13 protein-coding genes and 1 riboswitch are annotated in these 14,428 nt (G+C 45.1%); of the genes, 9 read left to right on the top strand and 4 right to left on the bottom strand.

The genetic code is table 11. From position 1 onward, the window contains the following. Positions 1-31 precede the first annotated feature (31 nt). On the top strand, positions 32-271 hold the full coding sequence (locus M0413_RS04215; protein ID WP_037426164.1) for a YgjV family protein: 240 nt from the start codon (positions 32-34) through the stop codon (positions 269-271). Positions 272-631: 360 nt separating this feature from the next. After that, the gene (gene katB, locus M0413_RS04210) at positions 632-2,092 is read left to right on the top strand and encodes a catalase KatB (RefSeq protein WP_037414869.1); all 1,461 of its coding nucleotides are present in this window, start codon (positions 632-634) and stop codon (positions 2,090-2,092) included. Positions 2,093-2,170: 78 nt separating this feature from the next. Here katB and M0413_RS04205 read toward each other — a convergent pair whose 3' ends face one another. Beyond that, entirely contained in the window at positions 2,171-2,725 is a 555-nt protein-coding gene (locus M0413_RS04205; RefSeq protein WP_037414866.1) for a TMEM165/GDT1 family protein, read from the bottom strand. Positions 2,726-3,130: 405 nt separating this feature from the next. After that, a riboswitch (cyclic di-GMP riboswitch) is annotated at positions 3,131-3,224 on the top strand. A 124-nt stretch (positions 3,225-3,348) separates the two neighbouring features. Between M0413_RS04205 and gbpA the strand changes: the two genes are divergently transcribed. The 3 genes from gbpA to M0413_RS04190 all read left to right on the top strand — a co-directional run bounded on the left by gbpA (position 3,349) and on the right by M0413_RS04190 (position 8,956). Next, positions 3,349-4,824 carry an N-acetylglucosamine-binding protein GbpA gene (gene gbpA, locus M0413_RS04200; RefSeq protein WP_249553252.1) on the top strand — a complete coding sequence of 492 codons (1,476 nt, stop codon included), beginning with the start codon at positions 3,349-3,351 and terminating at the stop codon, positions 4,822-4,824. Positions 4,825-5,405: 581 nt separating this feature from the next. Next, positions 5,406-6,581 carry an aromatic amino acid transport family protein gene (locus tag M0413_RS04195; RefSeq protein WP_037414953.1) on the top strand — a complete coding sequence of 392 codons (1,176 nt, stop codon included), beginning with the start codon at positions 5,406-5,408 and terminating at the stop codon, positions 6,579-6,581. Between the two features lie 218 nt (positions 6,582-6,799). After that, entirely contained in the window at positions 6,800-8,956 is a 2,157-nt protein-coding gene (locus tag M0413_RS04190) for a S46 family peptidase (protein ID WP_047535463.1), read from the top strand. Between the two features lie 415 nt (positions 8,957-9,371). Here the strand turns inward: M0413_RS04190 and M0413_RS04185 are convergent, their stop codons facing one another. Together M0413_RS04185 and M0413_RS04180 are read right to left on the bottom strand one after the other, a co-directional pair. Further along, positions 9,372-9,689 (bottom strand): DUF3144 domain-containing protein, encoded by a 318-nt coding sequence (locus M0413_RS04185; RefSeq protein WP_055648549.1) that lies wholly within the window; start codon positions 9,687-9,689, stop codon positions 9,372-9,374. Positions 9,690-9,759: 70 nt separating this feature from the next. Beyond that, entirely contained in the window at positions 9,760-10,320 is a 561-nt protein-coding gene (locus M0413_RS04180) for a pilus assembly FimT family protein (RefSeq protein ID WP_037421445.1), read from the bottom strand. Between the two features lie 160 nt (positions 10,321-10,480). On the opposite strand from M0413_RS04180, the gene ung reads away from it, so the two are divergent. After that, complete coding sequence (gene ung, locus M0413_RS04175) at positions 10,481-11,146, top strand: uracil-DNA glycosylase (protein WP_088586790.1); 666 nt, start codon at positions 10,481-10,483, stop codon at positions 11,144-11,146. 76 nt (positions 11,147-11,222) lie between these two features. Here ung and ispB read toward each other — a convergent pair whose 3' ends face one another. Beyond that, the gene (gene ispB / locus M0413_RS04170; protein WP_037426181.1) at positions 11,223-12,194 is read right to left on the bottom strand and encodes an octaprenyl diphosphate synthase; all 972 of its coding nucleotides are present in this window, start codon (positions 12,192-12,194) and stop codon (positions 11,223-11,225) included. A 273-nt stretch (positions 12,195-12,467) separates the two neighbouring features. Between ispB and rplU the strand changes: the two genes are divergently transcribed. From rplU to cgtA, 3 genes are all read left to right on the top strand, one after another. Further along, complete coding sequence (gene rplU / locus M0413_RS04165) at positions 12,468-12,779, top strand: 50S ribosomal protein L21 (protein WP_011073451.1); 312 nt, start codon at positions 12,468-12,470, stop codon at positions 12,777-12,779. Positions 12,780-12,793: 14 nt separating this feature from the next. Continuing rightward, on the top strand, positions 12,794-13,048 hold the full coding sequence (rpmA, locus tag M0413_RS04160) for a 50S ribosomal protein L27 (protein ID WP_007650346.1): 255 nt from the start codon (positions 12,794-12,796) through the stop codon (positions 13,046-13,048). Positions 13,049-13,261: 213 nt separating this feature from the next. Then, positions 13,262-14,428 (top strand): Obg family GTPase CgtA, encoded by a 1,167-nt coding sequence (cgtA, locus tag M0413_RS04155; protein WP_037421441.1) that lies wholly within the window; start codon positions 13,262-13,264, stop codon positions 14,426-14,428.

Below are 14,428 nucleotides of genomic sequence, written 5' to 3'. Positions count from 1 at the left end.
CAATGTATAAATCGATAAATAAGGTTTTAATATGGATAGTGCAATGATTTGGGAATGGGTTGGTTATTTGGCGTCTGTGGTAGTAGCTATCTCTTTGATGATGTCAAACATCAAGAAGTTACGTTGGTTGAATTTGCTGGGGGCTACACTGTTTGTTGCTTATGGGATGGCGATACAGGCTTATCCTGTTGCAGCGGTTAACTTTTTTATTGTACTCATCGATGCTTATTATCTTGTTGTTATCTACCGTGAGCAGCTAAGCCAAAAGTAAGTTTGGAGGTTGGTTTCGATGCAAGTCCTAACCAATCTGCTTATTTTTCATACCTTTAATTTTAGTCCTCAGTGTAAAAACTCATATCTTCCATCAGTCGGGGATACCCTTTAATGGGTTTTACTCTCCAGATATTAAACAATAATACTGTCTGCACTTAAGTGATGACAGTGAGTATTTCTTAGTCTTAATCTTTAAAATAGATTATTTAAATCTGTATTAATCGTTTTATTAGATTTCATCTTTTCTCTATTCTAGCTCCATCGACAACACGTCGCCTGCCAAGGAGATAAGCCATGGCTACTATTTTCGATTTAATTGAATCTTGGATTCACACTAAAAAAGACTAAGGAGCAAGATATGAGTCAACAGTATTTAACCAGCCAGAGCGGTTCCCCTATTGCAGACGATCAAAACTCGTTGTCAGCGGGTGAACGTGGTCCTTTACTCCTACAAGATTGGCATTTAATTGAAAAGCTTGCTCATTTTAACCGTGAGCGTATTCCTGAGCGTGTAGTACATGCTAAAGGGACTGGTGTATACGGGACTTTTACCCTCACAAAAGACTTAAGCGATTACACCATTGCCGACCATTTCAATGGTGTGGGTAAGCAAACTGAAACCTTCGTGCGTTTCTCAACCGTTGGCGGTGAAATGGGCTCTGCCGATGCCGAGCGTGATCCCCGTGGTTTTGGTCTGCGCTTCTATACTGCTCGTGGTAATCACGACATAGTGGGTAACAATACGCCGACTTTCTTCCTGCGTGATGGCATTAAGTTCCCGGATTTTATCCATACCCAAAAGCGCAACCCATTGACCAACCTTAAAGATCCACAAGCGATGTGGGACTTCTGGTCATTAAACCCTGAAGCCATGCATCAGGTGACGATTTTGATGTCAGACCGCGGTATTCCGGCAAACTATCGCCAAATGCACGGCTATGGTTCGCATACTTTCTCGTTCTGGAATGCTAAAGGCGAGCGTTTCTGGGTGAAGTTTCACTTTAAATCGCAGCAAGGCGTAGTGAACTTAACCAACGAACAGGCTGATAAGTTAAAAGGGATTGACCCTGATTCATCGCAACGCGATATGGTGGTGGCGATCACCGATGGCAATTTCCCGCGTTGGACAGTGAATGTGCAGATTATGCCTGAAGCTGATGCTAACACTTACCATATCAACCCATTTGATTTAACTAAGGTTTGGCCACATGGTGATTACCCATTAATTGAAATCGGTGTGTTAGAGCTAAACCGTTTACCGCAAAACTACTTTGCGGAAGTCGAGCAAGTAGCCTTAGCACCGAGTAACTTAGTGCCTGGTGTAGGCGCATCACCAGATAAAATGTTACAGGCACGTTTGTTCGCCTATGCTGATGCCCAGCGTTACCGTATTGGGGCGAACTACAACCAGTTACCGGTAAACTGCCCACATGCGGCTAAAGCCAATCATCATCAACGTGCTGGCGCAATGGCGGGAACTCAATGTCCTTACCATGGCAGTCAAACAGGTGGCGATGCTTCAGCAAACTATGGCCCTAATAGCACTGCGGGCGCCTTGGTAGAACCAGCAAACTTTGCTGAGCCACCACTGCGTTTAGATGGCGAAGCGGCGCGTTACAGCCGATACAATCAGGATGATTACACCCAAGCCGGTAATTTGTACCGCATCTTCAGCGAAGATGAAAAAGCCCGCTTAGTGGAAACCATTTCAGGCTCACTGCGTCAAGCGAGTTTAGATGTACAGCAACGTATGCTGGCACATTTCCAAAAAGCTGATGCTGATTACGGTCAACGGATCCAAACCGCATTAGGGCTATAAGTTAATCTACTAACCCATAGCAAAGGCCTGTGATATCACAGGCCTTTTAATTATTTAAAATTCAATTGATTAGTTGAATTAATAGATTAAGGTTGCGACCCCAAGTAGGGCAAACAAAATCGCGCAGCCCCTGTGGATCCACTTCATCGGTAATTTTTCGGCACTAAAATGGCCCGCAATCACCACTGGCACGTTCGCCAGCAACATACCCAAAGTGGTACCTGCAACCACCATGGCTAAGGCATCGTATTTTGCGGCTAACACGACAGTCGCGATCTGGGTTTTATCGCCCATTTCGGCAATAAAGAACAGAATAAAGGTCGCGACAAAGGGGCCCATTTTATAGAAACGGCTTTCTTCAGCATCCACTTTGTCGGGGATTAACACCCAAAGGGCAATCGCGAAGAAGGAGGCGGCAACCAAGTAACGCGCTACATCAGGACTCACCCAGTTAATGGCCCATTGCCCAAGCCATGCGGCGGCAAAATGGTTAAACAGGGTTGAGAGTAAAATCCCCATAATGATCGCGGTTTTATTTTTAAATCTTGCAGCGAGTAAGAGGGCAAGCAGTTGAGTTTTATCGCCAATCTCGGCGATAGCAACCGTAAAGGTTGAGGCGAGTAACGCTTCCAAGTGTGATCCTTTTAGGGGTGGTTTTTGACATAAGCACAATAGACCGTCCACCCCTAGGTGCGGTTATTGTGCTCAGGTCTTGCAAGACAAATCGATGATTTGCTGTGAACACCATGGCATGTGGCCAAGTATGTTGACGTTCACCCTAGATATTGATGACTCAAAATCCAGTTAGCTACTCCCCCGAAGCGAGGTGGGCATTATACCCAAGTCGCGATCCGTTTCAAGGTTAAACTTATCAAGATTAAAAGCATAAAATCTGGCAGGTGCCAAAAAAATACCGTTCTATATTCTGTAATTCATTGAATTGTAATAATTTAATTTTTGACAACGTTGTCTTTTGTTGTTAGTTTAGCCGCATCTCAGTCTTTGAGTTACATCCTGTTAACTTAATCAATTGAGATCCACCGTATTGGGCAAACTAATTGAAAAATTAGGACGCAAAGCCTCCGGTCTAAGGTTGTAAAAGGATGTTAACTAAGATAGCGGGGTTGCTGTAGGATTCAGCGAATATATTGAATTCTTTAAAAAATAAACGGCTTTGCTTAATGCTGTTTTGCCTAAATACCACTTTTATACCAATGCCAATCTTTTATTGAATGGCCCCTACGGAGTACATTAAAGTGGAACATCTGACTGCTTTTTCTCAATCAACTGTCCCTAAATTTGCAATTCCTAAGCTTACTCAGTTAAGCCTAGTAGCATTAGCCTTGACTGCCGGAAGTTCGTTGCTGAGCCAAACGGCATCGGCTCATGGTTATGTTATATCACCAGAGTCTCGCTCCTACGCCTGTAAAACGGGCAGCAACGTCAACTGTGGCGCCATTCAGTGGGAGCCGCAAAGTGTTGAAGGTCCTTCTGGATTCCCTGAGTCTGGCCCTGCTGATGGTAAAATTGCTAGTGCGGCAAATGGGGCATTTTCTCCTTTGGATGAACAGAGCCCAAGCCGTTGGTCTAAGCGCGATATCAAAGCGGGTTGGAATGACTTTTCTTGGCAGTTTACTGCTAACCACGTTACCCGCAATTGGCGCTACTATTTAACTCGTCAAGGCTGGGATCAAAATCAAGCTCTGAGCCGCGCAAGCTTTGACTTAGCCCCCTTTTGTGTGATCGACGGTGGCATGGTGCAACCGCCAAAGCTAGTGACTCATAATTGTTATGTGCCTGAAGATAGAACGGGTTATCACGTTATCTTGGCCGTGTGGGAAGTGGGTGATACCACCAACAGCTTCTACAATGCCATCGATGTAAACTTGAGCTCAGGCGCTGTGGTGCCGGGCGAGTGGACCGATATTGGTGATATTAATCCGTCACTCGATCTTAAAGCGGGTGATAAGGTAATGACGCGGGTGTTTGATGCTAATGGTGAACAAAGCGCTAAGCAAACCCAAATTACCATTGCCGATGCCACCCAAGGTGCTAAGCAAAATTGGCCATTCCTGTTAGCTAGCGCGATTAATGCTCAGCAGCCACAACTTAAAGCTGGGCAGAAGAATGCGGCTGGTGTGATTTCACCTGTGTATGGCAAAAATGAGATTTTTGCCGCGCCTAAGTCGGGCTTAGAGCGAGTGGAAGTGAGCTTTGATATTGCGCCAGCACCGGGAAATCAGCTTAATGTCACCTCCTTGGCCGATGATTACACCATTGTTGATGGTGCCGCGCAGGTCAGTTTTGATGTGAGCACCAATGCGGATATGCAGGTGTCGGCCTATTTATTTAGCCACGATGGCACCGCAGCAGGTTATGTGACGCAGGCGGTAAACAATACCAGCGCGAGTTTTGTGTTGGATGTCGTTGCCCCTAAGGCAGGACATTATCATTTACAAGTGAAAGCCGAGCCTAAACAAGGTGAAGTTATCCAGCAAAACTTTGATCTTTTCCTAAAAGATAAAGCCACTGCACCGGATGCTGACTTTATCTTCCCTGAGGGAATAAAAAGCTATGCGGCGGGCACTAAAGTGCTACAACCTAAAACTGGTAAAGTCTATCAATGTAAACCTTGGCCCTACAGTGGCTATTGTGTGCAATGGTCACCAACTGCAACGGGTTTTGAACCAGGCGTAGGTAGCTCTTGGACCATGGCTTGGACTGAGCTGTAATTTAACATTTTGAGTGATTGTTAAATTCAACGGAATGGACTTAAGCATATGGAAGGTGTTTAAGTCCATTATCAGCGCGTTTGTGATGTTGCAAAGGCCAAATTAACCTTACGATGATTTTAATCGCGCATTTGGCGTATTTTCACAAAGGTAGCGATTTTGTTGGTTTGTATGTTTTCGTTTATCACTGCGCTATTGAGTTGTTACCATTAGGCGCGCCTTCTATCTTTGTTCACAACTGGCTTGCCCACTGGGATTGGCTCTGTTAATGTCCCTAGCTATCTTCTATTACGCGCGTTGTCGCTGTTTTGCTAAGGCAATCACGGTTGAAATTAATGTCACTTTTCTGCAAACGATTTAGTTAGCCTCAATGGCTACTGGGTTGAAATATTCAAAAGCTATTGGGGCCAATTGATCTGCTCTATTGAGATCGGATTGGATGCTTTAAGTTTAGTGACGCTTTTCGTTTGAGATTGCTGTTGGCTTAATCACAGAGTGCGCAAGGCTTTATCCTTCAAATCTACTCAAAAACCTTAAAAAAATAATTAATACTTGAACAGGATAATTGTGTGAATTCAAAAATGTTAGGCTCGATAGCAATCGTCGCGGGAACCGCCATTGGCGCGGGAATGTTAGCCTTACCCTTAGCCACGGCTGCGTTAGGTATGATCCCCGCTATTTTATTGATGGTGGTTATTTGGGGGCTGTCAGCCTATACCTCATTGTTAATGCTTGAGATTAACCTTCGTTCTGGTGTGGGCGATAATGTCCATGCGATTACTGGCAAATTACTCGGTAAGAAAGGCCAAATGGTGCAAGGCGCATCGTTCCTTAGCTTACTCTTTGCCTTAACGGCGGCGTATCTAACAGGTGGCTCATCGCTATTAGTGCTCAAAGCGCAAAATATGTTTGATATCGTGTTAGATAACCAACTGGCGGTGGTGTTATTCACCTTAGTACTGGGCGGGTTTGCGGCATTAGGCGTGGCTTGGGTCGATAAAGTGTCGCGCTTTTTGTTTTCATTGATGATTTTATTGCTGATTGTTGTCGTGCTGTTTTTATTACCTGAAGTCAGTATTTCCAGTATGGCAACCAATGCGATGACGCAATCCTTGACCAGCAGTTGGATGGCGGCTATCCCAGTGGTATTTACCTCCTTTGGTTTTCATGTGTGTATTGCAACTTTAGTGCGTTATTTAGACGGTGATGCCGCCTCGCTGCGCAAGGTATTGTTAATAGGTTCAACGATTCCGCTTGCCTGTTATATCTTTTGGTTGTTGGTGACCTTAGGCACTGTGGGGGGCAATGAAATCAGTGGCTTTAATGGTTCTTTGCCAGCGCTTATCAGTGCGTTACAAGAGATTGCACACACGCCTTGGATCAGTAAATGTATTTCGCTATTCGCGGATTTAGCTTTAATCACCTCTTTCCTCGGGGTGACCTTAAGTTTGTATGATTTTGTGGCAGAACTCACCCGCGCTAAGAAGACCTTTTTGGGGCGGACGCAAACCTGGTTATTAACCTTTGTGCCGCCATTGTTATGCGCGCTCTATGTGCCCGAAGGCTTTGTTGCCGTATTAGGCTTTGCTGCGGTGCCGCTGGTGGTGATGATTATTTTTCTGCCGATTGTGATGGCGTTACGTCAACGCCAAGCTGTGCCCCAAGGATACCAAGTGTCAGGTGGAATATTTGCCCTTGGACTTGCAGGTCTGTTGGGAGCAATCATTATTGGTGCTCAGCTATTTGTCGCACTTTAAACTGCGGCAATTGAACGCATTTAAACTTGTAGTGCTTAGTTAATGTATTTGCTTTGTAAGCGAATTTTTCTGAGTCTGTTATAAAGTGCGTGCGATATGCTAAAGTCAGGCTATGTGCCTGACTTTTTACTTTCTGGCTGTCGGGTAAGTGATTCACATCATACGTAGAAATAGCCTCGCAAGCGCTCGGCTTTCTTTATCAAAACGGACTTAAGACAATGAAAAAATGGTTACTCTCAGTTGCTGTGGCGGCGAGTTTTGCTTCCCATGCTGACGAAGGTATGTGGCAGCCCCATCAATTGCCCGCAATGGCCGATGAACTCAAAGCGAAAGGCTTAGAAATTGATGCTAAATCAATCTCTAAACTTACCGAATTCCCGATGAATGCCGTGATAAGCCTTGGTGGCTGTACGGCATCTTTTGTATCACCCAAAGGCTTAGTAGTGACTAACCATCACTGCGCCTATGGTTCGATTCAATACAATTCTACTGCTGAGAAAAACCTGTTACAGGACGGTTTTTTAGCTAAAACCTTTGCCGATGAATTACCCGCAGCCCCTGGCTCTCGGGTATATGTGACTGAAGATGTCACCAATGTTACTGAACGCGTTAAAGCTGGGCTAGAAAACAAAACGGGCCGTGAGTTTTATCAAGGGATTGAAAACCAAGAGAAAGCTCTCGTTGCCGAGTGTGAAAAAGACGAAGGCTATCGTTGCCAGGTGTATAGCTTCCACGGTGGCTTGGAATACTATCTGGTTAAACAGCTAGAAATCCGCGACGTGCGTTTAGTCTACAATCCTGCGGGCAGCGTTGGTAAATACGGTGGCGATATCGATAACTGGATGTGGCCACGTCATACGGGCGACTATTCTTTCTACCGCGCCTATGTGTCTAAAAATGGTAAACCCGCAGAATTTAGCGCTGACAACGTGCCTTATGAGCCAAAGAGTTTCTTAAAAGTATCAGCCAAAGGCGTGAGTGAAGGTGACTTTGTGATGGTAGCGGGTTACCCCGGCCGCACTAACAGATACCGCACCGCGACTGAAGTTCAAAATGAGTTTGAGTGGGCTTATCCCGAAGGCAAAATGCTGCGTGAGCGCTTTATTGAAATCATTAAAGCAACTGCGCCAGAGGGCAGCGATGAGCGGATTAAGTACGAAAGCCAAATCGCGGGTCTAGCTAATTATGCAAAAAACTTCACTTCGATGATCGAGTTTTACGGCAAGTCGACCATGTTGGCCGACCGTAAAGCCCTTGAAGCTAAACTGGCTGAGTGGATCGCTAAAGACCGCAGCCGTGAGGCTAAATACGGTAAAACCTTAGCCGAATTAGATGCCTTGATTGCTAAGAGCAAAGCGCACCAAGAACGGGATATGATTTTAAGCTACATCAGTAGCACCACTATGTTACCAACGGCGACGAATCTGTACCGTTTAGCCCATGAAAAGCAACTGCCTGATATGCAGCGTGAACCAGGCTTCCAAGACCGTGATATGACTCGCTTTAAAGCAAGCATGGAACGTATTGACCGCCGTTATGCCGCGAGTGTCGATAAGGCCGTACTCTTAGATATGCTAAAACGTTATGCCGCGTTACCTGAAGCGCAGCGTTTACCTGCGATGGATAAAGCCTTTGGTATCGATAACAAGGTTAACGAAGCTAAGCTTGCTAAAACCTTAGATAAAATGTACGCCAAAACCGAACTCGGTAATAAAGATGTGCGTTTAGCTTGGATGGAAAAATCGGTCGACGATTTTAAAGCCTCTAAGGATCCTTTTATTCAATTTGCGGTGGCCATGTATGACACCAATATGAGCGAAGAGAAGAAAGAAAAAGAATTAGACGGCGAGATGATGAAAATACGTCCGCAATATATGGATGCCATCATTGCCTATAACCTTGAGCAGGGTAAGCCCGTTTACGCCGATGCGAACTCTAGCCTGCGTGTTACGGTTGGCCATGTAAAAGGTTATTCGCCAAAAGATGGTTTAGTGGCTGTGCCATTCACTCGCCTCGAAGGCATAGTGCAAAAAGACACGGGAATTGATCCATTCGATGCACCGAAAAAGCAGTTAGAGCTTATTAAGCAGAAGCAATACGGTGATTTCTATATGAAATCTATCGATTCTGTGCCGGTAAACTTCCTGTCGACCTTAGATACCACCGGTGGTAACTCAGGTTCGCCTACCTTAAACGGCCGCGCCGAATTAGTGGGTCTGCTGTTTGATGGTGTATATGAAAGCATTATCGGCGGCTGGGCATTTGATAATGAAATTAACCGCTCTATTCATGTCGATAGCCGTTATATGTTGTGGGTAATGAAATATTTGGATGGTGCCGACAATCTCTTAGCTGAGATGGAAATCGTTAAATAATCCATTGCCGGATTAGCGTCACTGCGGTCAAAGCAAGACAATAAAAAGCGATAAACCCATAGGGCTTATCGCTTTTTCATTTTGAGATGATAAAACGACCCAATGCCTGCGTATGGTGGAAAGCGGTTTGGGATAGATATTCATTAGGTTGAGTTGCACACGCCCTAGTGCTCGCTAAATATCAAATACTGGCTTTCGTTGCATTCACTCAACGAGACAGTAAATAGAAACTAATATTGATACTGGCTTAGGGTTTCTATTAGGGACTAATTCAGCAGTATCCAGTTTGAATTTAGCCCTAAATGTCTTGTGGTGTAGCGCTGATGTATTCACCTAAAGTGAGCTATAAGATAAGAAGACCTCTGCAGCTTTGGTGGCACAAAAAATAGTGTGCCACTTCACCCTTAGCAGATTATCAGTTCTTAAAAATTTGGACAGAATCATCTATCTCTGCGGATTCTTCCTGCATAACGGGTGGGTTGGCGATATGGTCGTCTAAATTATCACTCAGCATTTCACGGTATTCTGCGCTAAACCAGTCGAGTGCATTGTCTTTTTCTGCACCTAAATCGGCTGATTTAATCGCCGCTTCAAAAGCATTAAAACGGGCCGCCGCAAAACGCAGGGCGGTTCCTACTTTGCCTACATCACCTTCTTGCTGGCTTAGCTGATTGGCTAAGGCAATAAATTGATCGGCAAGTTCAAAAATAGTGGTGTTGCTCGTGTCTGTCATAGCGCTTACTCAAAATAATTTATTGGTGGGCGATTCTATCCTAATTTCTATGGGAAAGAATCGCTAACTCTTAACTATTGGGATCTAAGTCTGTTGTGACGGTTCCCGTTCTTGAATCGTAATAAATGGATAATTTATCGTTAGCCCGATAAAAATATCGGCATTGATTAGGGTTGAGATAACTGGCTTTATAGTCTGTTTCGGTAGCATCAATATTGAGTCGTGAGACGCTCGGCTGCGCATTTTGGAATAACACTTCCCATACAGAGACACAGTCTTCCACATTATCTAATGAAGGTGATGCCTCATTGCCATAAATATAGTGTTGGGCAGGCCAACCGTTAGCATTAAAGTCCACTTGTTCAGATTGTGCAGTGCCAAATACGGGTAAATCTTCCTTGGGGCCTGAGCCTACTTTCACTGCCCAAACTGAACGCGCTAAATTTAAACCGGATTTAAATCCTGCGCCTGCGGCTTTAACTGTAGCGATCTGCGCATCTTGCTGCACATTGATAAACTTGGGCAAAGCCACAACGGCTAAAATTCCAAGCACAATAATCACTACAACGAGTTCAATTAAGGTAAAGCCTGCGGATTGTGGACTTGAGCCTTGTAAGCGGTCGCGGATCATTTATCTGAATGAATAGGGGATAAGTGCCGACACTATAGCACTTAATTGGTGGCATTTTAACTTGAACTATCAGCAGTTCAGGCGAATTAATCGCACAGTGAGCTTGTCATGGTTGCTTATCACTTTTAAGCTAACGGCATTGTAACTTAAGTAAGAGAAACTGATTTTGGCGACTTGGCAAGCATTTATCGACCATCAACGTACGCAGCCTTACTATCAACAGCTGATCGCATTTGTGAATCAACAGCGAGAAGCGGGCAAAGTGATTTATCCTCCGAAAGAGGATGTGTTTAATGCATTCAAAACAACGCCGCTCGAGCAAGTGCGTGTAGTGTTAATTGGTCAAGATCCCTACCATGGCCCCAATCAAGCCCACGGTTTATGTTTCTCAGTGAAACGAGGGGTTAAACCGCCGCCTTCGCTTGCCAATATGTATAAAGAGTTGGTTAACGATATTCCGGGATTCCATATTCCCAACCATGGTGATTTAACGGCCTGGGCTGAACAGGGGATTTTGATGCTTAATACTGTCCTCACGGTAGAACAGGGGCAAGCGCACTCCCATGCCAATGCGGGCTGGGAAATTTTTACGACGGAAGCGTTAAAGCTGCTTAATGCGCAGCAACGTCCAATTATCTTCGTGCTGTGGGGGAGTCATGCCATCAAAAAAGGTGCTGTGATTAACGCGCCACAACACCAAATTCTATCGGGACCGCATCCATCACCTTTATCGGCGTATCGTGGTTTTTTTGGTTGTGGGCATTTTTCAAAAGTGAATCAACTACTGATGGCTCGGGGCGAAGTGCCGATTCAATGGCAGGTTTAAGTTCCATGTTGTAAAGAATGCTAAAAATAAAAAGGCCTTGCGAAGCAAGGCCTTTTTATTGATTGTTCACAACAGCTTAGTGGTTGCGGTCAACAGATATTTTCGCCAGTGAGACTAATGCGGTTTTAAAATCACTGTCAGGTAATGCCGCAAGTGCAGCAATAGCCTTATTTGATTCCTCAATGGCCTTTTGCTGAGTATAAGTGAGCGCGCCGCAATGATGCAGAGCGGCAACTATCTTCTCAATCGCATGGGTGCCATCACCTTGCTCAATCGCATGACGAATGAGTTGCTGCTCTTCTTCTGTGCCATGGGCAATGGCATAGATCAGCGGTAAGGTCGGCTTGCCTTCGGCGAGGTCATCACCGATGTTTTTACCTAACTCTTCACTGTCGGCGGTGTAGTCGAGCAAATCGTCGGTCAATTGGAAGGCTGTACCTAAATACTTCCCATAATCGCCCAACGCCGTTTCTTGTTCAGGTGTGGCGCCCGCTAATACAGCGGCAAGTAAGGTTGCGGCTTCGAATAGCTTTGCAGTCTTACAGTAAATCACCCGCATATAGCTTTCTTCGGTGGTATCTGGGTCATTACAGTTCATTAGCTGTAATACTTCGCCCTCAGCTAATACGTTGGTGGTATCGGCGAGTACCCGTAATACTCGCATGTTGTCGAGTTCAGTCATCATTTGGAATGAGCGGGTATAAAGGAAGTCACCCACTAATACACTGGCGCTATTACCAAACAGCGCGTTGGCGGTTTCGCGGCCGCGTCTGAGGGTCGATTCGTCGACCACATCATCGTGCAGTAATGAAGCGGTATGAATAAATTCAATAATCGCGGCAAGCTTAAGGTGGGCTTCACCTTTATAGTCGACGGCGCGAGCGGCGAGGACGGACAGTAAAGGACGAAGACGTTTACCACCACCATTGATAATGTAGAAACCTAGCTGGTTGATCAGGGCGACATCTGACTCCAGCTGTTTATAGATCAGCTGATTGACTGCTTGCATATCAGTGTCAGCCAGTTGACGAATAGCGTTTAAATCCATAATAGACTCTGGTTGTGGGGCCATTACGTACCCGGCCTGTATTTTAGGCTCACGTGTTATATAGAATGAATTTTACCTAAAATTCTGACATATGACAGTACTCACACTACTAATGTGCGAGTTATTCCGGCCTTTTTTTATTCTTTCCTAATTAGGGCTTGCCAGATAAGGATTCTTCGCGTAAACTCCGCGCCCATTGTCAATAAAGTTTTTGTAGCATCCTGCCCCCAAGAATGTGGGCCAGCATGTTAGGAATATCGGAGTAAAATAGCTATGTACGCTGTTTTTCAAAGTGGTGGTAAACAACACCGTGTAGCCCCTGGCCACACAGTTCGTTTAGAAAAATTAGAAGTTGCTACTGGTTCAACTGTTGAATTCGATCAAGTTTTACTGATCGCTGACGGTGAAAAAGTGCACGTTGGTGCTCCTTTAGTGGCTGGCGGTAAAGTCGTTGCTGAAGTAGTAAGTCATGGTCGTGGCGAGAAAGTAACTATTGTTAAGTTCCGTCGTCGTAAGCACCACGACAAGAAGTTGGGCCACCGTCAGTGGTTCACCGAAGTTAAAATTACTGCTATCAACGCATAATAGGAGTCTAACTCATGGCACATAAAAAAGCTGGCGGTTCTACTCGTAACGGCCGTGATTCAGAAAGTAAACGTCTAGGTGTTAAGCGCTTTGGCGGTGAATCAGTTCTAGCTGGTAACATTATCGTTCGTCAACGTGGTACTAAATTCCACGCTGGTGTAAACGTGGGTATTGGTCGCGACCACACTCTGTTTGCTCTGACCGACGGTAAAGTAAAATTCGAAGTTAAAGGTCCTAATAACCGTAAGTTTATTAGCATCGAAGCTTAATTTTCGAGTCTAGCTTATACTGTAAAGCCCCGCCTTTGGTGGGGCTTTCTGTTTTTTGTGCTTCTACTTACCTACGTTTCTGGAGCGATTTGATAAATCTTTATCAAATTAAGGGCGTTGACTGGTAAGATTGGGAGCAAGTATCTCGAGTTTTTTGGCGACCGATGAAGTTAAACGGTATAATTCCTTCATTCAGTGATGCCAGGAGTAAGTATGAAGTTTGTCGATGAGGCAGTAATTAGGGTCGAAGCAGGCGACGGCGGTAGCGGTTGCGTGAGTTTCAGACGCGAAAAATATATCCCTGATGGTGGTCCTGATGGTGGTGATGGTGGTGACGGCGGCAGTGTGTATCTGGAGGCCGACGAAAACTTCAACACCTTGATTGAATATCGTTTTGAACGTTTCCACATGGCTGAACGCGGTGAAAACGGTCGTGGCCGTGATTGTACTGGCCATAGTGGTAAAGATTTGATTTTAAAAGTGCCTGTGGGTACTCGTGCGATTGATCATGACACCGAGGAAGTGCTTGGTGATTTAACTACCCATGGCCAGAAGTTATTAGTGGCAAAAGGTGGTTTCCATGGTTTAGGGAATACTCGCTTTAAGAGCAGTACAAACCGTGCGCCACGCCAGAAAACCTTAGGTACACCGGGTGAAGTGCGTAGCTTAAAATTAGAACTGCTATTGTTAGCCGATGTTGGCTTGCTTGGTATGCCTAATGCGGGTAAATCGACCTTTATTCGTGCAGTGTCTCGTGCGACACCTAAGGTTGCGGATTATCCCTTTACGACATTAGTGCCTAACCTCGGTGTGGTTAACCCACGTCCAGGCCAAAGCTATGTGATCGCAGATATTCCTGGTTTGATCGAAGGCGCGGCAGAAGGTGCGGGTCTGGGTATTCGCTTCTTAAAGCATTTAGAACGTTGCCGTATTCTGTTACATATCATCGATATCGAGCCAATTGATGGCACAGATCCTGTCGACTCTGCCCGTGCAATCGTCGGTGAGCTTGAAAAGTATTCGCCAAAACTGGCAAGCAAACCTCGTTGGTTAGTCTTCAATAAGGCCGATCTACTGCTCGAAGACGAGCTAAAAGAAAAGGTTGACCGAGTTGTTAAAGAGCTTGGTTGGGAAGGTGAGGTTTACACTATTTCCGCCTATGGCCGCGATGGTACTAAGGAATTAGCGACTAAGCTGTGGGATTTCATCCAAAGTCTTCCTCCTGAAGATAAAGATGCAAATCCAGACGATGAAGTCGAATTCAAGTGGGATAATTATCATCAAGCTAACATTGAGTCCGTCAATGAAGATTATGATGATGACTTCGACGATGACTTTGATGATGATGACTACGATGTTGAAGTCATCTACCAAAGATAA

It is taken from the genome of Shewanella sp. 8A, from assembly GCF_023475945.1.
Classification (GTDB): Bacteria; Pseudomonadota; Gammaproteobacteria; order Enterobacterales; family Shewanellaceae; genus Shewanella; species Shewanella xiamenensis.
Note: the sequence above shows the minus strand (reverse complement) of the source record. Positions and strands in the feature narration are given on the sequence as shown.